This is a genomic window from Notoacmeibacter ruber (assembly GCF_003668555.1).
Classification (GTDB): domain Bacteria; phylum Pseudomonadota; class Alphaproteobacteria; order Rhizobiales; family Rhizobiaceae; genus Notoacmeibacter; species Notoacmeibacter ruber.
Map to the genome: position 1 here is coordinate 1,828,065 of NZ_RCWN01000001.1, position 19,830 is coordinate 1,847,894.

Genomic DNA, 19,830 nt, shown 5'->3' on the forward strand with positions numbered 1-19,830 from the left:
GCGAAATTCTATTCGGCTGCCCTTGCCGAGGTGTCCGCTTTCGCCAGGCCCCCATTAGCCACCATAAAGGCTTCGAGACCCTCGACCTCGTCGTCTGTCATGCGAAGACCAAGCTTCGACCGGCGCCAGAGCACGTCCTGGGCGGTGCGGGCGAACTCATGCGCCATCAGCCAGCGAACCTCTCTTTCACTCAAGGTTGCACCAAAAATCTCACCGAGATCGGATTTTGTCCTGACGCCGGCGAGCATTCTTTCAGAATCGGTGCCATAAGCGCGTACGAGACGCAGCGCCCATTTCTGGTCCAGAAAGTCATGGCTCGCACAAAGCGAAGCCACGAGGTCCTCAACTCCATCGACCGGGAAGTCGCCGCCCGGAAGCGGTGTCCCTGCCGTCCACGCCTTTGCGCCGCGGCTGGACCGGCCCGTCAGCTTGTCGAGTGCGTGTTCCGACAGCCGGCGGTAGGTCGTGATCTTGCCGCCGAAGACGTTCAGAACCGGAGCGCCGTCTTCATCATCGAGAACCAGAACATATTCGCGGGTTGCAGCCGTGGCGGAAGAGGCTCCGTCATCATAAAGAGGCCGGACGCCCGAATAGGTCCAGACAATGTCATCCGCGGTGACAGACTGCTTCAAATACTCATTGGCGAAAGCGAGAAGATAATCCCGCTCCTCATCGGAGATACGAACGGGCGCGTTCGGATCATCATGGCTCACATCGGTGGTGCCGATCAGTGTGTAGTCATTCTCATAGGGAATGAGGAAAATGATGCGGCCATCCTTGCCTTGCAGGAAATAGGCTTTGTCATGCTCGTAGAGCTTCCGCGTGACAATGTGGCTGCCCTTGACCAGACGCACTTCGGCTTCGGTATCCGACTGTTCCGTCCGACCGATGAGGTCGCGGACCCAGGGGCCGGCTGCGTTGGCCAACATACGGCTGCGACGCTTGAACTGCCGGCCGGTCTCGACATCCTCCAGTGTCACGAGCCACTCGTTATCGTGGCGTTCCGCCCCGACGAGCTTGGTTCGCGTCATGATGGTCGCACCGCGTTCTGCCGCGTCACGGGCATTGAGGGCGACCAGCCTCGAATCCTCGACCCAGCAGTCTGAATATTCAAAAGCGTGCTCGAACTCTTCCTTGAGAGGCGCTCCGGCGGGATCGGTGTCGAGATCGACCGTCTCGGTGCCGGGCAGCAGTTTTCGCCCGGCAAGGGTGTCATACATCAGAAGGCCCGTACGGATCAGCCAGGACGGGCGACGGCCCTTCATCCATGGCATGACCGTGGAAAGCAGTTTCGAGGTCGGCGTATCGCTCTCGAAACGCATCTTGTCCGTATAGGGCAGAACAAATCGCATCGGCCAAGAAATATGCGGCATGGCGCGCAGAAGCACTTCGCGCTCGGAAAGCGCTTCGCGGACCAGCTTGAATTCAAAATATTCCAGATACCGCAGCCCGCCATGGAACAGTTTGGTCGAGGCCGAAGAGGTGCCCGACGCAAGGTCATCCATTTCAACGAGGCAAACCGAGAGACCGCGGCCCACAGCGTCGCGCGCTATGCCACAACCGTTCACACCTCCACCAACAACCAGCAGGTCGACCAGAGGAGGATTATCGTGCGAGTTGTCGGCCATTCGGCGTCCTTTCTTCGCGTGGCAATTTGAATAGGGCAGCTAACTCCACGGTGGCGAAAGGGTCAACCTTCTGATGTTCGTAAATTTTCGTTTGCTGGCGAGCCATACCCTGACTGGGCCACTCGGAGCGTAAGAGGCACCGATTCACGTTCTCTTTTTTTCGTTCTTATCAAAATGAGAGACCACCTCGTCCGGCACGCCTCTCGTGCGGGGAACGAGCCGGGATGAACATGCATAGCGTCGATGCGTCTGGACGTAGCATCCATTCTGCGGCAAGCAGACCGCACCGGGAGGAGACGCCATGTCGATCACATTAAAGAAAAATCGAACTCGAACTGAGCGGCGGCTCGATGAGGCTTTGCATGATCTCCGGGCCGCTTTCGGCGAACGCATCAGCACCGGCCAGTCTGTCCGCGAAATCCATGGACGCGATGAATCGTGGCATCCGCCAGCCTTGCCGGATGCTGTCGTCTTTCCGCGAACAACCGAAGAAATTTCCTTTATCTGCCAAACCTGTACGAAATACGGCGTGCCGATCATCGCTTTCGGCGCGGGTTCGTCGATCGAAGGCGCTCTTATTCCCGTCGAAGGCGGCATTGTGGTCAGCACGGTCGAGATGAAGCAGCTGCTCGATGTCGACTCGATCAGCTTCAACTGTACCGTGCAGCCAGGCCTTTGCCGGCGCGAACTCAACGAGCAGCTGCGTGATACCGGCCTGTTCTTCACGGTGGACCCCGGCGCCGATGCCTCGATCGGAGGCATGGTCGCGACACGCGCCAGCGGAACGAACACCGTCCGCTACGGCACGATGGCCGACGCCGTCCTCGGGCTGGAAGTGGTCCTCGCAGACGGGCGGGTGATAAAGACCGGCAGCCGTGCGCGCAAAAGCGCAGCCGGATACGACCTGACGCACCTGTTCACAGGCTCCGAGGGCACGCTGGGTATCGTGACCAAAATCACGCTTAAACTGGCGCCGCTTCCCGAGACAATCGCATCGGCCACCTGCGCCTTCAGCGATCTGGAGAACGCGGTCGAGGCAGCGGTTGCCGTCATCGGCAGCGGCATGGGCGTCGCGAGGATCGAACTGCTCGACGAACTGATGATCGCTGCGGTCAACGATTATTCCAAGACGGACCTGCCGGTCTCGCCGCATCTCTTTCTGGAGTTTCATGGCACCACGGAGAGCACCAGAGCAGAGGCGGAGCTGGCCGCTTCAATCGCGGCCGACTATGGAGGAGAAGCGTTTCAGTGGACGACCAAGGCGGAGGACCGCAATCGCTTGTGGCGGGCGAGGCATGACTGCGCTTATGCCTGCATGGCCTCTCAGCCCTCAAAACGGATGTTGACGACCGATGTCTGCGTTCCGCGCTCCGCCTTGACGGAGTGCATCCTGCAATCGCGCAGGGATGCCGAAGAAAAAGGCCTGAGCGCGCCGGTTCTGGGCCATGTCGGGGATGGCAACTTCCATATGGCGCTGCTGATCGATCCAGAGGATCGGGGTGAACTGGCTGCGGCGAAATCGGTCGCAAGCGCCTTGGTCGAACGGGCGCTTGCCGCCGGCGGTACGGCAACCGGCGAACACGGGATCGGCCTGGGCAAACGGGACTACATGCGACGCGAACACGGCGACAACGCCGTGGATATGATGGCCGGCATAAAGGCGCTGTTCGATCCCGACAATCTTCTGAACCCCGGCAAGGTACTGCCGGATTAGATCGAACATGACCGGCTGGCGCGGTTATCGCGGTTCGGGTTTCGCCCCCTCACCAAGGGCCGTCGATGGACAGGAGCCGGCCTTACGGCTGCCGCTGAAAGACCGGACCTTATCGCCGACGCCGTGGATCAGCTGAAGCGTATGTCAAAGAGTGATCGAGAGCAGATGGGTGCCAGAGGGCGAGAGGCCGCTTATCAATACCATGAATATGGGGAGATCGCCCGCCAGCTCGACAGCGTTCTTGGCACTCTATGATATGTCGCTCTACCTCCAGGCCTCGAGGCCGGGAGTAATCAGAATGATCTGTCCCTCCCCCATCGGCACGTGACCCGGTGTTATGGTCGGCGCAGCAAAAAGCAGCTCTGTTCTGGGCATCGCATAGAGACCGAATATGGACGGATGATAGCCCGAAAAGCCTGAAGGCACCCGATCGTAAAGCCGCGTGGCCTGACACCAGCCATCGTCCGGCAAAATCTGCGTCGTCGCGCCAACTTCGAATCCATCGATAAAAGTCCGGCCGAACGTATCGGCAAGAACTGCGGCCGAGCCACTCAAGACATGAAGATGGTAATTCACCGTCAGCTGGGCGGGGATCGGCACGGAGGGCGACGTGCAGAGAAGAGCGTGCGGATCGGCCCCGGATACGCCAACACTGGCCGCGCTCCCCTCTCCAGCGGTGATGCGGAGCGTATGGAATTCGACGCCGTACCGTTGTGCCGACCCGGTCCTGACCTTGAGCATCAGGGCCTCTATCTCCGGGTGGAGCACCGCATTGCTTCCGCCAAAGGTCGCATTGTTGTGATGAAACTGGGGACCGGCCACGATCTCAGCGCCATTGTAAGCCCCGACATAGCCCGGCGCCACGAAAGCGCCGACGGCCACCGAAGTCGGCTCCGGCACACCGGCAAACCGCCCCCCATCCTTCAAGAGATTGAACGGTGCGGCGACCGGCGGCGTATTGGGCTGGCTCACCCGGCCACTTTCCCGGTCGATCACGAGGACAGGCCGGAAGACCACACCGTCCGCCGACACTTTGATCTGGAAATCGTCCTTCTCGTCGAGGCCGATCTCCGCTCTGCCCTCAAAGCCGGTCTGCAGGATCAGGCTTGCAGCATCGCCTCCCGACCGCCTGTTGAGACAGAAACGAACACTGCCGTTTCCTGGCGTGACATCGTCATGACTGATGAGAACAGCGTCGGACTTCACAGCGAGACGATTGGTCGCGTCTGCCTCGGTATTGATCCCGAAGCGCGGCAAGGTGTCAGGGAAATCCGGCAACAGGTCGGTCCAGCCGCTTCCGTCGAAAGCAAGCAGGCTTTCCTCGTCCGAGACATAAACGATCCAACCTGCTGACGGCGTGGAGAAGGACCAGCCCTCATCCTGCCAGGCAACAAGGTCGTTATCGCGGCCAGCCCAATCGCCAACGGCATTCTCCGGAACGATCCAGCACTGTCCGTCTTCGGGAAGAAGAGATTGGGGGTCGATGATCTGGCGGCTAAGAGGCGCTGGTTGTACCAGCATGTCGAGCGCTCGCAGCGCCTCGTTCACGGTCACATGCTTCTGCGCCTGCTGCGGATAGAGGTAAGGCAGTTTGAGCGTAGATGTTGTCGACATGTCAGGTACCCTGGTTCCGTTTCCATGCCATTCTAATGGCACGTCGAACCGGGTGGATTGACAGCATCGAAGTCAGACCTGGCGAGATGAGGAGGTCGGGTCAAACACCGACCGTTCCCCTCCCAAACCATCCGAACAAAAGCGCCTGACCGCCTAAGGAAAGCGCGACCGTCCCTAGCGCATCGCGTCCGGCAAATCTCCCGGCGTCACCGGAGATGTGCGAATGGACGCGAGGGTTTCGATCGATGGACGCGTTTCCGATAGGGGGAAGCCGTTTCCGGCCAGAATTTCCTGATAAGACCGCGTATGCAGATCCGTGAAGCCGGCAGAAAACTCGATTTCGCTGCCGTCCACGGTGATCGAGCGGAAAGTGCGTTGGCCTGCCTCTTTCTGAGCGTCGGGAAGATCGGTGGCGTCGATCGAGAGGAACCAGCGGACGCGCGCACGCTCATATTCCAGATATCCGGCGGCTTTGGTCTCGTCCCTCAAATGGAGCCGGCTTTCTTGAAGGTCGCCAAAGACGAAATACAGCATGTCGAAAAAATGAACGCCGATATTTGTGGCGATACCGCCCGACTTTTTCTCCTCGCCCTTCCAACTGCGAAGATACCAGTTTTCTCGAGAGGTTATATAGGTGAGGTCGACCTCGTGCTTGGTATCCTGGTCCTTTCGCGCAGTTCGATGATCGAGGGGTGCTGACGTAACTGGAGGATCGTATTGACCTTGCGGCCCGTCGACTGCTCGATCTCCTGAAGGCCGTCAATGTTCCACGGGCTCAGAACCACGGGCTTTTCGCATATGGCGTCCGCGCCCGAACGAAGCGCGAATCGCATGTGGCTGTCATGCAGGTGATTGGGCGAGCAAATCGAGACATAGTCGATCTTCGGACCCTCACTGCGGCGCAGTTTATCGATATGACGGTCGAAGCGCTCGAACTCGGTGAAGAAACGGGCTTCAGGAAAATAGCTGTCGATCAGACCCACCGAATCGTTCGGATCCAGGGCAGCCAGAAGATCGCCACCGACCTCTTGTATCGCTTTCAGGTGCCTGGGCGCGCTGTAGCCGCCAAGTCCGATAAGGGCGAAATTGGGATTGGTCTGATCGGTTTGCATCCGTCGCTGTAACCTTCTGCTATCGGACATCGGCGAGATCGCCGGCTTTTGTGCGGACGTTGAATCGCCCGGCTGCAAGTTGATAACAGGCCTCCCGTTTGCGCAAATGACCGTTGGAGTTTCTGCAATGAATCCGCGCGATTTTTAGATAACAAAACGTCTTCGCCAAACGGGATACCATGCATCTCTGGTTTGAGCTTGAGTGTAGGAATAAGAGACACTAAGCATCGCGCCAATTATCGTGACGTCCAGTCAAAAGAGTTGGACGATTGGCGATTCGTTTCTGAACCAACGTTCAAGGTGCCTGCGGCACGAAGGAGATCCGCCCAGCCATGGCTACGCTCGATGGAAAGATCGCAATTATCGGCCTGGGATATGTCGGGCTGCCGCTTGCCGTCGCGTTCGGCGAGAAACGGCCGGTCATAGGCTTCGATATACGACAGGAGCGGATCGAAGAATTGCGGGCGGGGAAAGACCTTACCCTGGAGACGACGGACGAGGAACTCGCAGCGGCGACTCAGCTGGAATACACCAGCGACCCGGACGATCTGCGAGAGTGCCAGACATTCATCATCACCGTGCCGACACCGGTCGATCACGCCAACAGACCAGATTTGTCACCGGTCCGACGGGCCTCGGAGATGGTCGGGAAGATTATCGGTGCGAATTCAGTCGTGATCTATGAGTCGACCGTATTTCCGGGCTGTACGCAAAATGTCTGTGTTCCGATTTTGGAAGAACAAAGCGGACTGAAGCACAACCAGGATTTCCACACGGGCTACTCACCGGAGCGTATCAATCCGGGTGATCGCTCTCACCGCTTGCAGACGATCGTAAAGGTGACGTCGGGATCAACCCCGCAGGTCGCGGAGAAGATCGATTCGCTCTATGGCGAGATCATCCATGCCGGAACCTACAAGGCTCCTTCCATCGAGGTAGCCGAGGCTGCTAAAGTGATCGAAAACACTCAGCGCGACCTCAACATCGCCCTCATGAACGAACTGTCGATCATCTTCGACAGGCTTTCCATCGATACGATAGAAGTATTGAAGACGGCAGGCACGAAGTGGAATTTCCTCCCGTTTCGGCCAGGTCTCGTCGGCGGTCACTGTATCGGTGTCGATCCTTATTATCTGACCTATCGGGCTGAAGAAGTCGGATACCACCCTCAGGTCATTCTGGCCGGCCGTCGGATCAATGACGGCATGGGCCGCAGCGTGGCCGAACGAGTCATGAAGCTCATGATGAAACGCGGCTTTCCGGTCGTCGACAGCCGCATCCTGGTTCTTGGTCTTGCTTTCAAGGAGAACTGTCCGGATCTGCGTAACAGCCGGGTCATCGATGTGATCGAGACGCTGGCCGACTACAATGCCAATGTCGACGTCCATGATCCATGGGCAAGCGCCGAACAGTCGAACCGGGAATATGGCGTTGATCTCGTGGAGGAGCCGGAAAAAGGCGCATACGATGCCGTGATTCTGGCTGTCGGCCATCGCGAATATATTGAGGCAGGCGCACAACGCCTCCGTTCCTACGGTAAGCAGGACGCCGTCTTTTACGACGTCAAGTCAGTTTTCGAGCGGGACGAAAGCGACGGAAGGCTCTAAGCGGAGGATTTCCGAGGCAAGGTCATCGACCAGAGGATAAAGCATAGATTACGCATTGCCGAAGCATCGGCCCCCGTGCAAAAGGTGGTGCCTGCGGGGCCGAAATTGCTGAGGACTCATTTGAAGCGTCTGTTCGACATCGTAATATCCGCATCGGGGTTGATTATACTTCTTCTTCCGATGGCGATACTTGCCTGCCTCGTTGCAGTAAAGCTCGGCCGTCCCATTTTCTTTCGCCAGGATCGTCCCGGGATGCACGGACGAATCTTTCAGTTGGTCAAATTCCGGACCATGACGGATGAGCGGGATTCGTCAGGTGAATTGCTGCCGGATGCGCAGCGGCTCCCACCTTTTGGCCGGTGGCTCCGCGCGACGTCTCTGGATGAACTGCCGGAACTATGGAATGTCCTGAAAGGCGAAATGAGCCTGGTCGGCCCCCGTCCGCTTCTGGTGCAGTATCTGCCGCTCTATTCAGAACGTCAGAGTCGACGCCATGCGGTACGCCCGGGCCTGACCGGCTGGGCGCAGATCAACGGGCGCAATGCTCTCTCATGGCCGGAAAAATTCGAACTGGACGTTTGGTATGTCGAGAACCAAAGCTTCTGGCTTGATCTCAAGATTCTGGCGCGGACGGTCGCGGCAGTGCTGAAAAGTTCGGGAATATCAGCCACGGGCGAAGCGACCATGCCGCCCTTTCGCGGTGAACGATGAAGCCGCTCGCTTTGCTCGGCGCCGGGGGGCATGGGCGCGTCGTTGCCGACACGGCGGAAATGGCGGGCTGGCGTGATATTGTTTTTCTCGACGACTGCTTTGACGAGCGTGCCAATAACGGCGTGTGGCCCGTCATCGGCCCCTTGGGCAAGTGGCACGAATTGATGCGGTCGCACGACCTCTTCATCAGTGTCGGCCACAATCAGACAAGACAGAACATCCTCTCGGAATTCAATCGTCTCAATATTCGTCAGCCGACGATCGTTCATTCTTCCGCCAGTATTTCTCGCCATTGCTCGCTGGACGCGGGGACGGTGGTTATGGCGGGCGGTATTGTGCAGGCTTTCGCGAATATAGGCAGTTCCGTTATTGTTAATACGGGAGCCACTGTGGATCACGACTGCCAGATTGCGGAAGCGGTTCACATTTCGCCTGGAGCCCACCTGGCGGGTACAGTGTCGGTTGGTGAGCGGAGCTGGATCGGTATTGGCGCCTCGGTCCGGCAGAACACGAGCATCGGTGCAGATGTCATCGTCGGTGCCGGCGCGACGGTCGTCGATGATATTCCTGATGAAACCATGGTCACGGGCACACCGGCAAGAGCGACCCTAAGATCGGAGACCGGACGTGGCTGATCACGCACCTTGGCCGAATTTCACCGACGAAGAAGCGGAGGCCGTCAGCCGCGTACTGCTGTCCAATAAGGTCAATTACTGGACCGGACAGGAATGTCGGCACTTCGAAAAAGAGTTCGCCACTTTTGCCGGAACAGATCACGCCATTGCAGTGGCGAACGGCACAGTGGCACTCGACCTCGCGTTGCACGGTCTGAAGATCGGCGCGGCCAATGGCGGCGATGCGGGTGATGAAGTCATCGTGACGCCCCGCAGTTTCATCGCTTCAGTCTCTTGCGTCATCCAGGCCGGCGCCAGACCCGTCTTTGCCGATGTGGGAGAGGAAAGCGGGAATCTGGAACCAGAGACCATCGCCGCAGCTCTATCCCCGCGGACACGCGCCGTTCTTTGCGTCCACCTTGGCGGTTTGCCATGCGATATGGATGCCATCCGCCAGACGGTGGGAGCCGATGTCTTTCTGATCGAGGACTGCGCTCAGGCCCACGGCGCCTTATACAAGGGGACCCCCGTCGGAAGTCTTGGCGACGTGGCAGCGTGGTCGTTCTGCCAGGACAAGATCATGACCACCGGCGGTGAAGGCGGCATGGTCACCTGCCATGACGAAACACTCTGGCGCCGGATGTGGTCATACAAGGATCATGGCAAAAGCTATGCCGCCGTCTACGAACACGATCATCCGCCCGGCTTTCGGTGGCTACACGAATCGATCGGCATGAATGGGCGGATGATCGAAATGGAAGCCGCAATCGGACGTATCCAGTTGCAGCGAATGGAGAGCTGGCACGCCGAACGCGCAGAGAACGCCCGACAACTTCACGAGGCTCTGCTGCCTTATAGCGGACCCGAGGGCTTCATCCGACTTCCACAGCCCGTTTACCTCGGAGCAACGCAGGAAGCGGATCAGGCGAACAGCTACCGTCACGCATGGTACAGATTTATCGCGTTCGTCAGGCCCGAAAGGCTGCCCGCGAGTTCCGATCGCGACGCTATTCTGAGGCACCTGCAACAGCAGGGCGTCGCATGCATGCAAGGAAGCTGCTCGGAAATCTATCTGGAAAAAGCGTTCGATGGGCTGGGCTGCCGACCTTTGGAGCGACTGCCCGTCGCAAGACAGCTGGGGGAGACCAGCCTTACCTTCCTGATCCATCCAGGACTGACGATACCGTCTTTCAATCTGAGCGCGGAGCGTCTTTCCGATGCATCGATATGTTGATCGACTGACCCGCCGACAGAAGGCGGCAGCTCTACTGGCTGTTGACATTCTGTTGGTGCCGCCCTGCTGGTTCGCTGCGCTGGTCCTGCGCCTGAACGACTTCACACCGCGCTTCTGGATCGCGAACAGCGTAGAGGGGGTCATATTCGCGACCGCACTGTCGATCGCATTCGCCATCGGCCTGCGCATTCACAGAATTCAACTTTCGACCTTCGGCAGCACCGGCGTTCTTCGAACCGCCATTTGGTCGATCGGCGTTGGCATTACCGTCTTTCTGGCAAACCTTTTCCTCCCGCTTGGCGCACCTCGTACCGTGCCGCTGATCTTCGGCCTTCTGCTCCTGGTGAGCGCACTCGGCCTGCGTCTTGTCATGCGGGTTTGGCTCGATCACAGCCGCCGTAGTCATTCGGACCGTAAACCGGTCGCCATTTACGGCGCGGGCGCCGGCGGTGTTCAATTGGCCTCGGCACTCCGCCGTTCCAAAGAATACCGTCCGGTTCTCTTCATCGATGACAAACCGGGCCTTCGAGGCGCGACGATCGTCGGACTTCGGGTCGTCGGCCCTGATTCGCTCTCTCCCCTGGCTGCCGCGGGACGCTTTCAGTCGGTCTTCCTGGCGATTCCCTCCTTGCCACCTCCCGCACGGCGCCGCCTGCTTCGTACGATCAGCGAGGCCAAGGTCGAGGTTCTGGAATTACCATCCTATCTCGAGATCATTCGCGCGGGCGGCGTGATGCCCGCTGTCCGACATGTCGAGACCGACGATCTGCTCAATCGCCCCCATGTCGACTTGAAATCTGACAGAATCGGCGAAGCCTACCGCGGCGAAACCATCATGGTGACGGGTGCGGGCGGATCGATCGGTTCAGAGCTTTGCCGACGCATCGTTCAGGTCTCGCCACGCCGGCTCGTTTTATTCGAAGTGTCGGAATTCGCTCTTTACAACATCGCAAGAGAACTCGAACCGCTCGCACGCGAGCGGGATATCGAGATCGTCAGTTGTCTGGGCTCGGTCCAGGACATTGAACGCATCCGTCAGGTCATCATCGAACACGGCGTCACGAATATTTTTCATGCCGCGGCCTACAAGCACGTCCCGATGGTCGAGGATAACGTCCTGGAAGGCGCCAAGAACAACATTCTCGGCACCATGCTGACCGCGAAAGCCGCCGGAGAACTCTCAATCGAACGCTTCATTCTCGTCTCGACCGACAAGGCCGTTCGACCGACGAACGTGATGGGCGCGACCAAACGCATGGCCGAGATTGCAATACAGATCCAGCAGGCCCTTTTTCCAGACACCACTTACGCCACGGTGCGCTTCGGCAATGTGATCGGCTCATCCGGATCGGTCATCCCTCTGTTTCGCGAGCAGATCGAGGGTGGTGGACCGGTCACGGTGACCGACCCGGAGGTGACACGCTATTTCATGTCGATTCCGGAAGCGGCCCGCCTCGTGATGCTTGCTGGCGCGTTCGCCGAGGGGGCGGAGGTGTTCCTTCTGGACATGGGCGAACCCGTTCGCATCGTCGACCTTGCCCGCCGCATGATTGAATTGTCCGGCCTGACTGTACGCGACGACGACACGCCCGACGGCGATATCGAGATACAGATTACGGGGCTACGTCCGGGCGAGAAGCTCTATGAAGAGCTACTCATCGGCACTAACAGCCTGCCGACGCCGCATCCGAAAATTCTGCGAGCCCGTGAGGACGCTCCTGTACCGCGAAACGATCTCCTCGACAGAATCGCGGAGACCATCGCGCAAGGCGACCGGCACGGTCTCATTGGCCTTTTGGTGGAATATGTCGACGGCTACAGGCTGTCTGAACCTTGCCCCCGCGTGACCGGGCCAGGTCTGATCAACCACCCCGACGACCCCCACCGCCCCGACGCTTGAACAAGCTCATTGGGCGGGCGCTCGCATCTTCCACACCAACGCGCTTCGAAACTGTCAGAACTTTTTATCTGATGATGGGTGGTGGGCCCGGAGGGACTCGAACCCCCAACCAAGCGGTTATGAGCCGCCGGCTCTAACCAATTGAGCTACAGGCCCGACCCGTCCTCCGCATAGAGATTTCATGCGCCGCCTGCAAGCATCCAAATGACATCGTTGACGCCGTAATCCTGCCGTTCTGATTGGCGAATTTCCCCGTTCCATTTCAACAATTGGATGATCTCATGAATTTGCCGTCTTCTCTTTCCACTTCGCGCTCCTGCGGCCTGGCCTTTGCTGCCGTGCTGGCTCTTGGCGCATCGTCCCCCGCACTCGCCCAAGATCAAAATCCGGTGCCCTCGATCAGCGTCTCGGCGGAGGGATCGGCCAGCGCCGTGCCGGACATGGCCATCACCCGTTTTACCGTTTTGCGAGAGGCAGATGACACCGTCGAGGCGATGGACGCCGCCAACAAGGCGATGGCCGATGTCATCGCCGCCATGAAGGAGTTCGGTATCGCGGCCCGCGACCTGCAGACGGCCGGCTTCAATGTCCGACCGATCTATGACAATCGCCCCCGCAAACCTGTCGATAACGGCGAAGATGAGGGCCCGCGCATTACCGGCTATACAGTTTCCAACACTTTGACCGTGCGTATCCGCGATCTCGCCAAAACGGGAGAGATCCTGAGCAAGGCCATCGAACTGGGCGTCAATGCGGATGGAAATCTCAGCCTTACCAGCGCCGATCCCGATCAATATCTGGAGGAAGCGCGGCGTGATGCCGTTGAGCAGGCCATGGATAAGGCGCGCACGCTGGCCGAAGCAGCCAAAGTCAGCCTTGGCGATATTCTTTCGATCGAGGAAGGCGGTTACTCCCGTCCGCCTATGCCTATGGGCCGGATGGAGATGAAGATGGCTGACACTTCGGCGCCCGTTCCGGTTGAGGCGGGTGAGAACGAATACACCGTCACCGTCAGCATGAAGATCGCCATCGACCGGTCGGAACAGTAATTCCGGTATGAGAAGAGCCTGGCGCGAGATGTGCCAGGCTCGTTCATGAATTCCAGGTTTTGTCGCCCTCAGCGAATACGCGGACAGCCGCGAGCATTCGCAAAGGTCACGACGGTGCGATAGCCGTGGCGCTTTCCGGCCACGCGAACGACCCGGTGATTGCGGCGCACGACATGAGCGCGACGAAGACCGTGACGGTGTGCTGCCTTGCGCACAGCCTGGCCGGACCGGCAGACGCCGCGTCCGTAAGCGCGAGCGCGGTGATGACGGCGGGCGCGACGGTCATGCCGATCGCCGATGCTGAAGTAGATACCACCCGAACCGGCGACGACACGCAGATCGGAAGCGTTCGCCGGGGCTGAAACACCGGCTATGGTACCGAGAGCGATGGCGGCGGACAGGGCGACATTGCGAAGGGATTTGAACATGGTCTTGCTCCTTTGGCTCTTGTGAGGCGACCAGTTCGCCGCCCTTTGTAGGGAGCCTTATGAAGGAGCACGTCTGAACTGGCTTCGAACCAGCCGTTCATTCACCATTCAGGTCACGGAGCCACAGCGTCAGCGTGTGGTCCGACTCGTCGCTATGCCCTCTCTCGCGCCAGGAAATATGAGCCTTCGGTCCATCGATTTTCCGATAGCCGCGTGTTCGCCAGAACGGCTCCAGGGACCGCGCGTCTGACGGGCGTCGCGGGTCGTCGGGTTGGCGATCCACGGCGCAGAACATACTGGCGCGAAAGCCCTGGCGCATCGCTTCAGCTTCGCGCATGTCGAAAAAGCGGTGGCCAATACCCGATCCCCGATACTCCGAAAGCAGAACGGATTCGCTGAGATAGAAGATCGCAGCCGGATCAAGGTCGAGCGCTCTCACAGGCTCGGCGATATCATCCATGTGCTGAACAAGCGGTGCGGCCGTTGCCGCGCCGACCAACTGGTCGCCATCGAAAGCCGCGGCGACGAAGGCGCCCTCACCGGCCAGGAAATGACCAAGATACCGCGCCTCATATTCGCGATCACCCTCATAGAGATAAGGCCAATCCGCGAAGACTTTGATCCGTAGAGCCGCCAGTCCGTCGACCAGACTGCCGGCCTCAGCACCGCGATAAGCCTGGAGGCGAATGTCGGAAGACATTCCGTCAGGCGCCCCGCACCTGACGCTGCCAGTCGGCCATGTTGTAATAGATCGTCACACGACTGATCGTATCCCCATCGACCACAAAGAAGAGCCCGGCAGAGAGCGAATAGGACTGGTCGCTCGCCTCGGGCTGGTCGGGCGCCGTCTCGAGATAGCGGCCACGCACCGTGACTTCGGCGGCAGCCCGGTTCCCCGTTTCATCGGTCATGATGACGACATCGCCGAGTTGCTCGTCATAATAGCGGCTATTCTCGACGAGAAACCGGTGGAAGGCATCCCGGCCGATCTGCCTGTCACCCTGATTGACATCGTGGGCCACATCCTCGCCGACCATCGCCGCCATGCCATCCCAGTCGGACTCGTTGAAGCGGTCGATATATGTCTCGATCAGTTTGCGTGTTTGTTCGGCGCTCATTGACTGCTCCTGTCTCCCATGGCTTTGCGGAAAAATGCCGCGGAAGCCGATCGTTTCAAGAGCTGAAAGCTAAGCGTCAGGGCTCTTCGTCGAGAACATAAGGAAAATAGTCTTCAGGTTGGTCCAGCTCGGTTTCGGATGCCTTGACCCTTCCCCTCATGCTTTCCCCCTGTCGGTGGATACGATCCGTATCGCCACAGACCAGATGGTGCCAGGACGGCAGCGGCTTGCCTTCTGCGATCAGCCTGTAGGCACAGGTCGAAGGAAGCCATGGCAATGTCCGGACCTTCTCCGGCGTCAGGTCGACACAATCGGGCACACGGGCCAGGCGATTGGCATAGTCGCTGCACCTGCAGGTCTTCGCGTCGAACAGTCGGCAACCGACACTGGTCCAGTAGATATCGCCAGTGTCCTCGTCCTCGAGTTTGGCCAGGCAGCATTTTCCGCAGCCGTCGCAGAGACTTTCCCACTCTTCGGGGGACATCGTCTCCAAGGGCTTCCACGTCCAGAAAGGAGCTTTTTTCGCATCGTTCATCGTTGCCTTGTCAAAGCGCGGACCGCCAAGGTCAAGGTCTTTTGAGCGGTTGCTCATGCTTGGCATGAAAGAAAGGTGCCGACGGAACTTGGCCACAATCAGGGCGTTGTTGGGCATTGAAGGGTCGTTTGGGCTTTAGCCCGTAACGTTGTGGGAGATATCCTTGAAAAAATTTCGCATGAATCTCGTGGCCGGCACCGCGCTAAGCCTTGCCATGGCCAACCCGGCATTTGCTGCCGGTACAACATCTGTCGCGAGCGCGGCCGAGCCGCTGCTTCTTGCCCAGAGCGACAGTGGTTGCTCCGAGGGTGAAGCGCCGCTTGGTGCAGATGGCGCTTGCGTAGCTGTCGACGCAGACGGAAACCCGATCGAAGAGGCAGCCCCCGTCGAGGAAGAGGCAGCACCTGTCGAACCCGAAGCTCCACCCGCTGTTGAAGAAACAGTAGAGGAGACGCCCCCGGCGGAAGAGACCGTCGAGGAAGAGGTTGCGCCAGACGAACCGGTTACCGAGCCTGCTCTCGAAGAGCCCGTTACGGTCGAACCGGCTGAGGCCCCCGCAGCCGAAGAACCGGTTGCAGAGGAACCCGCTCAGCCGGAAGAACCTGCCGAGGCGCAGGAGACACAGGTCGAGGACCAGACCACCGACACTGCGCCCTCGACGGAAGATGAGGCCACCCCTGAAGAGCCCGTGGTCGATCAGTCCGAACCAGCTCCGGAAGAGATCGAAGACGCCACGCCGGCTGCCGAAACCACTGAAGAGATGGCTCCGACAACTGAGGTTGAAGAGGAGCAGGCGGCTCCCGCGGCGATAGGAGAGCAGCCAGCTGCCGAAACCGAAGCGACCACCGAGACAGACGCCACGACCGAGACGCCGACTGACCTCGAGCAGAACGTGGATGCGGAGGCCGATACCACGACGGAAGAACGATCCGCCGAGGAAACGACAGCCGAGCAGGAAAGCATTCAGTCTGACACAACGGACACAACCGAGGTTCAGGAAGAGCCCGTTACCGACACGTCTGAGAATGTCGAGACGGTCGAACAGCCCGTTGCACCAATGGATGGTGAGGAAGCCGCCCTCACCGATAGCGGCAAGGAAGCGGGTGTAAGCGCTGAAGGTGAAGCCGAAGCAGCCGCCGAAGCCGAAGAGGCTCCTGCGGGCCAGAGCGAAACCGTTGTTGTGACCGAAGAATCGGCCCCTCGGAGTGATGAGGAGGCTCAGGCCGCAGCACTGCCGACAGAGATCGAATCGGTCGAAGCGGAGCAGGGTCAGGAAATCACGGGAGATGCGGCAGCGAGAGCCGTTGTTCGGCGTCCGCAAGAGCGTGAAGGTTCGCGGGTTGTCGGTCGCTACGGCAATCGCGAGATCGTGCAGCTTGCAACAGGTGCTCTGGTCGTCGCGACCGTGGCCGCGCTTGCCGCCAACGCCAGCAATAATGCCAATCGTGATGATCGCCGCGACGAATATGTCCCTCGCTACCGCCGAGGCGCCGAGCGCGTTTATGTTGAAGAGCTTCGTGGTGGCCGGTATCGCGAGACAGTCGAGCGGCGCAATGGCGTTCGCGTCGTGACCGTCTACAACGAATATGGCGAAGTTCTGCGCCGGACGCGTATTTCGCCGGACGGCAATGAACGCACGCTGGTCTACGTCCCCCGCGACCGCTGGGACAGCCTTCGTGACCCGAACTACGATCCGGGCGACGAATTGCCACCTCTCGTCATTCGCATCCCGCGTGATGAGTACATCTTCGATGTCGAGGAGCCGGTATCGGAAGAGCGCTATTATGACTTCCTTGCCCAGCCGCCGGTCGAGCGCGTGGAGCGTCTCTACTCGGTGGATGAAGTGCGGCGTAGCGCCCGTATCCGCGACAAGGTTCGGCGCGTCGATCTTGGAACCGTGAATTTCGAGTTCGGCCGGGCCGGTATCGAGGATTCGGAGATCGACGAACTCCAGTCTCTCGCTGAAGCCATGGAGCGGCTTCTGGATCGCAATCCTGCGGAGGTGTTTCTGATTGAAGGCCATACCGATGCGGTGGGTTCCGATGCGGCCAATCTGGCGCTTTCCGATGCCCGCGCCGAAAGCGTGGCCTCGGCGCTCACCAATGTCTTCGGTATTCCGCCGGAGAATCTGGAGACCCAGGGGTACGGCGAGCGTTACCTGAAGATCCGTACAGAAGATCCGGCCCGTGAGAACCGCCGCGTCGCGGTCCGGCGTATCACGCCTCTGGTTTCACCGGAGCGTATCGCAAGTTCGCGCTAACTTGCTGAGGCCGGCTTTCCAGCCTCATTGAAAAACGAACGGCCAGCCGGAACTCCATAGCCGGCTGGCCGTTTTCTCTCGAATAGAGCGCCAACTGCGGCGCCGAGGGAATGAGATGTCACCGGACCACCATATCGATCCCGCAATGGAACAGCCTATCGGCGGCAGGGCGGTACGACGCCAGCCCGACGTCGCGGCGCGCGGTTCGCTGTGGTTCTTCACCGGTGTCCTTGCCGTTCTTCTCGTTTTCGGATCATTGTGGATGGGAGGCGTCGTGCCAGCTTCGCTTTTGCAAGGCGATGTCAAGGCGATTTCCCCCCAGATCGCAGATAGCACGATCGACACGAGTTCGCGCACCGGTTCCACCTCGCTTCTCGACAAGCAGTAAAACCCTCGCTGTTTACCCCGGTAGAAACTGAAGCACGATCTGCCGGCGATGCGGTCTGTCGCGATGCTCGAACAGATAAAGGCCCTGCCAGGTCCCGAGCATCATCCGTCCTTTGTCGACCGGTATGGAAAGGGAGACTGCCGTCAATGCCGCTTTGATGTGAGCTGGCATGTCGTCAGGCCCTTCCGAGCGGTGTCGAACCCATCCCATCGACGCATCGTCGCTCGGCGGCACGATGCGATGAAAGAATTCGCGCAAGTCTCGAACGACATCCGGATCTGCATTTTCCTGAATAAGGAGGGAGCAGGAGGTGTGACGAGTGAATACGGTCAAGAGCCCGTCCTCGGCCCCCATATCGCTCAAGGCATCGGCTGCCGCATCGGTGAACTCGTAAAGACCCTGGCCGCCTGTCTCGATCTGAAATTGTTGTCTCGGCATATCTCCGTCCCGGCTTGCTGTTGAACCTCAGAACTCTCGGTCTGGCAGTGAAAATGCCGGCTTGTTGATCGAAATCAACCGGACGACTTTCCCCAAGGTCTAGCCTTACGACTATGAAATTGGGAGCGTCTCTTGGCTCCCAACGATTGATAAGACGAGAGGCCACCATGCAAAACCATGCCGCCGCCGAAGAGATCCTGCGCAAACGCAAGCAGGAACTTCAACATCGTCTTTCGGGCATTGATGCGTCCTTCAGCGAGCCAGCACCGGCAGATAGCGAGGAAGCAGCCGTCGAAGCTGAGGATGATGAGGTTCAGATCGAGCTTGGAGTAAGCGGCGAGACCGAATTGAAGGCGATCGATGCGGCACTTAAGCGGGTCGAAACCGGGATTTACGGCGTCTGCCTGCATTGCGGCACCGCAATCGACGAAAAGCGGCTGGAGGTTATTCCCTGGACGCCGTTCTGCCGGAACTGCGCACAGACGCTCTGATATTTCAGACACTCGCTCGGAGGGGGCGAAGAGGCCAGCCCGGTGATGCTCATTCGGAGCCCGGGCTGGCTTCTTTTTCCGCAGAACCGTCTCCACGCAGAAGCGGAAGCGGCTCTTTGAAGGTGAGCGTGCGATAGGGGAACGGGATTTCGATCCCGGCATTGTCGAGCGCGCGTTTGACGGCAGCGACCACCTCATCGCGGCTTTTGCGCTCATCGACCGGCTTGGAACCCGTCCACCACGTGACCTCGAAATTGATGGACGAATCCGCAAATTCCTGCGCGAAAATCTGGATGGGTCGCGCAGCATTGCGGATCACCGTATCGCAGCTTTCGACCGCGTGGCGAATAACCTCGCGCGCTTCGTCGACATCTTCACCATAGGCAATACCGGCGATGATGGTGGTCCGGCGCAGCTCCATGTCGGTCACGATCCGCAGAGGGTTGGTGAACAGCATCGCATTCGGCACGATGATAAGCTGGCCGTCCGTGCGGCGGATATGCGTTTCGCGGACCGAAATGCGCTGGACACGCCCTTCGATTCCCTCGCATTCGATGAAGTCACCGGTCCGCATCTCCTTACGAAAGAGGATGATGATACCGGCAAGGAAGTTCTCGAAGATATCCTTGAAGGCAAATCCAATGGCGACGGTGCCGATTCCAAGGCCCGCCAGCATCGACGCTGGCGTGAGCGAGGGAAACATCACGACGGCGGCAACCATGATTCCCAGCACCCAGATACCGATGCCAAGCAGCATGACGAAGAGTTCCTGCAAACTCGATCGCAATCCGGTTCGCTTCAGGCCCTTTTTTAGAAGCCAGCGGGCAGAGGCCGCCAATATGCCTGTCGCCACGATCACCAATATGGCGACGATAATCTGCGGGAGCATGCTGATCGAGGCTGCGGCCATCCCCCTCAGTTGATCTTCGAGGATGTTCACCGGCTCGATATCGATAGCCTCGATCGCATCTTCCATTCGAAAACCCCTC

The 19,830-nt window shown here is 59.2% G+C and carries 20 protein-coding genes and 1 tRNA gene; 10 read left to right on the forward strand and 11 right to left on the reverse strand.

Annotated features, from left to right (window positions below; genetic code table 11):
* Positions 1–8: 8 nt before the first annotated feature.
* Complete coding sequence (glpD, locus tag D8780_RS08700) at positions 9–1,628, reverse strand: glycerol-3-phosphate dehydrogenase (RefSeq protein WP_121645241.1); 1,620 nt, start codon at positions 1,626–1,628, stop codon at positions 9–11.
* A gap of 301 nt (positions 1,629–1,929) precedes the next feature.
* Here glpD and D8780_RS08705 point away from each other — a divergent pair, with 301 nt between their 5' ends.
* Positions 1,930–3,342: an FAD-binding oxidoreductase gene (locus tag D8780_RS08705; RefSeq protein ID WP_121645242.1), complete on the forward strand. Its 1,413-nt coding sequence runs from the start codon at positions 1,930–1,932 to the stop codon at positions 3,340–3,342.
* 264 nt (positions 3,343–3,606) lie between these two features.
* Here the strand turns inward: D8780_RS08705 and D8780_RS08710 are convergent, their stop codons facing one another.
* From D8780_RS08710 to D8780_RS16010, 3 genes are all read right to left on the reverse strand, one after another.
* Entirely contained in the window at positions 3,607–4,956 is a 1,350-nt protein-coding gene (locus tag D8780_RS08710; protein WP_121645243.1) for a DUF2793 domain-containing protein, read from the reverse strand.
* A gap of 174 nt (positions 4,957–5,130) precedes the next feature.
* On the reverse strand, positions 5,131–5,586 hold the full coding sequence (locus tag D8780_RS16005) for a Gfo/Idh/MocA family oxidoreductase (RefSeq protein WP_281004582.1): 456 nt from the start codon (positions 5,584–5,586) through the stop codon (positions 5,131–5,133).
* Positions 5,583–6,068 carry a Gfo/Idh/MocA family protein gene (locus D8780_RS16010; protein WP_281004564.1) on the reverse strand — a complete coding sequence of 162 codons (486 nt, stop codon included), beginning with the start codon at positions 6,066–6,068 and terminating at the stop codon, positions 5,583–5,585. Before D8780_RS16010 ends, D8780_RS16005 begins: the two co-directional genes overlap by 4 nt.
* A gap of 332 nt (positions 6,069–6,400) precedes the next feature.
* On the opposite strand from D8780_RS16010, the gene D8780_RS08720 reads away from it, so the two are divergent.
* The 5 genes from D8780_RS08720 (at position 6,401) to D8780_RS08740 (ending at position 12,134) form a co-directional block, all read left to right on the forward strand.
* Positions 6,401–7,675: a nucleotide sugar dehydrogenase gene (locus D8780_RS08720; RefSeq protein WP_121645244.1), complete on the forward strand. Its 1,275-nt coding sequence runs from the start codon at positions 6,401–6,403 to the stop codon at positions 7,673–7,675.
* Between the two features lie 87 nt (positions 7,676–7,762).
* Complete coding sequence (locus D8780_RS08725; RefSeq protein ID WP_342633442.1) at positions 7,763–8,386, forward strand: sugar transferase; 624 nt, start codon at positions 7,763–7,765, stop codon at positions 8,384–8,386.
* Positions 8,383–9,021 carry an acetyltransferase gene (locus D8780_RS08730; protein WP_121645246.1) on the forward strand — a complete coding sequence of 213 codons (639 nt, stop codon included), beginning with the start codon at positions 8,383–8,385 and terminating at the stop codon, positions 9,019–9,021. Before D8780_RS08725 ends, D8780_RS08730 begins: the two co-directional genes overlap by 4 nt.
* Positions 9,014–10,234, forward strand: coding sequence for a DegT/DnrJ/EryC1/StrS family aminotransferase (locus D8780_RS08735; RefSeq protein ID WP_121645247.1), 1,221 nt, complete (start codon positions 9,014–9,016; stop codon positions 10,232–10,234). The genes D8780_RS08730 and D8780_RS08735 overlap by 8 nt, the downstream gene beginning before the upstream one ends.
* Complete coding sequence (locus tag D8780_RS08740; RefSeq protein WP_121645248.1) at positions 10,218–12,134, forward strand: polysaccharide biosynthesis protein; 1,917 nt, start codon at positions 10,218–10,220, stop codon at positions 12,132–12,134. Before D8780_RS08735 ends, D8780_RS08740 begins: the two co-directional genes overlap by 17 nt.
* Positions 12,135–12,213: 79 nt before the next feature.
* Here D8780_RS08740 and D8780_RS08745 read toward each other — a convergent pair.
* Positions 12,214–12,290, reverse strand: a tRNA-Ile gene (locus D8780_RS08745).
* A gap of 125 nt (positions 12,291–12,415) precedes the next feature.
* Between D8780_RS08745 and D8780_RS08750 the strand changes: the two genes are divergently transcribed.
* A complete protein-coding gene (locus tag D8780_RS08750; protein ID WP_121645249.1) occupies positions 12,416–13,183 on the forward strand; it encodes an SIMPL domain-containing protein in 768 nt (255 codons plus the stop codon).
* Positions 13,184–13,251: 68 nt separating this feature from the next.
* Here the strand turns inward: D8780_RS08750 and D8780_RS08755 are convergent, their stop codons facing one another.
* The 4 genes from D8780_RS08755 to D8780_RS08770 form a co-directional block, all read right to left on the reverse strand.
* Positions 13,252–13,611 carry a hypothetical protein gene (locus D8780_RS08755; RefSeq protein WP_121645250.1) on the reverse strand — a complete coding sequence of 120 codons (360 nt, stop codon included), beginning with the start codon at positions 13,609–13,611 and terminating at the stop codon, positions 13,252–13,254.
* A 97-nt stretch (positions 13,612–13,708) separates the two neighbouring features.
* On the reverse strand, positions 13,709–14,311 hold the full coding sequence (locus tag D8780_RS08760) for a GNAT family N-acetyltransferase (protein ID WP_121645251.1): 603 nt from the start codon (positions 14,309–14,311) through the stop codon (positions 13,709–13,711).
* Between the two features lie 4 nt (positions 14,312–14,315).
* On the reverse strand, positions 14,316–14,729 hold the full coding sequence (locus D8780_RS08765; protein WP_121645252.1) for a ketosteroid isomerase-related protein: 414 nt from the start codon (positions 14,727–14,729) through the stop codon (positions 14,316–14,318).
* A gap of 76 nt (positions 14,730–14,805) precedes the next feature.
* Positions 14,806–15,264, reverse strand: coding sequence for a YcgN family cysteine cluster protein (locus D8780_RS08770; RefSeq protein ID WP_121646470.1), 459 nt, complete (start codon positions 15,262–15,264; stop codon positions 14,806–14,808).
* Positions 15,265–15,427: 163 nt separating this feature from the next.
* On the opposite strand from D8780_RS08770, the gene D8780_RS08775 reads away from it, so the two are divergent.
* Positions 15,428–17,524 (forward strand): OmpA family protein, encoded by a 2,097-nt coding sequence (locus tag D8780_RS08775; RefSeq protein ID WP_147440299.1) that lies wholly within the window; start codon positions 15,428–15,430, stop codon positions 17,522–17,524.
* Between the two features lie 115 nt (positions 17,525–17,639).
* A complete protein-coding gene (locus D8780_RS08780; RefSeq protein ID WP_121645254.1) occupies positions 17,640–17,912 on the forward strand; it encodes a hypothetical protein in 273 nt (90 codons plus the stop codon).
* A 12-nt stretch (positions 17,913–17,924) separates the two neighbouring features.
* Here D8780_RS08780 and D8780_RS08785 read toward each other — a convergent pair whose 3' ends face one another.
* Positions 17,925–18,350, reverse strand: a complete 426-nt coding sequence (locus D8780_RS08785) for a secondary thiamine-phosphate synthase enzyme YjbQ (protein WP_121645255.1) — start codon at positions 18,348–18,350, stop codon at positions 17,925–17,927.
* 167 nt (positions 18,351–18,517) lie between these two features.
* Here D8780_RS08785 and D8780_RS08790 point away from each other — a divergent pair, with 167 nt between their 5' ends.
* Positions 18,518–18,841, forward strand: a complete 324-nt coding sequence (locus tag D8780_RS08790; RefSeq protein ID WP_121645256.1) for a TraR/DksA family transcriptional regulator — start codon at positions 18,518–18,520, stop codon at positions 18,839–18,841.
* Positions 18,842–18,890: 49 nt separating this feature from the next.
* On the opposite strand, the gene D8780_RS08795 is transcribed toward D8780_RS08790, so the two are convergent.
* On the reverse strand, positions 18,891–19,817 hold the full coding sequence (locus D8780_RS08795) for a mechanosensitive ion channel family protein (RefSeq protein ID WP_121645257.1): 927 nt from the start codon (positions 19,815–19,817) through the stop codon (positions 18,891–18,893).
* Between the last annotated feature and the right edge of the window lie 13 nt (positions 19,818–19,830).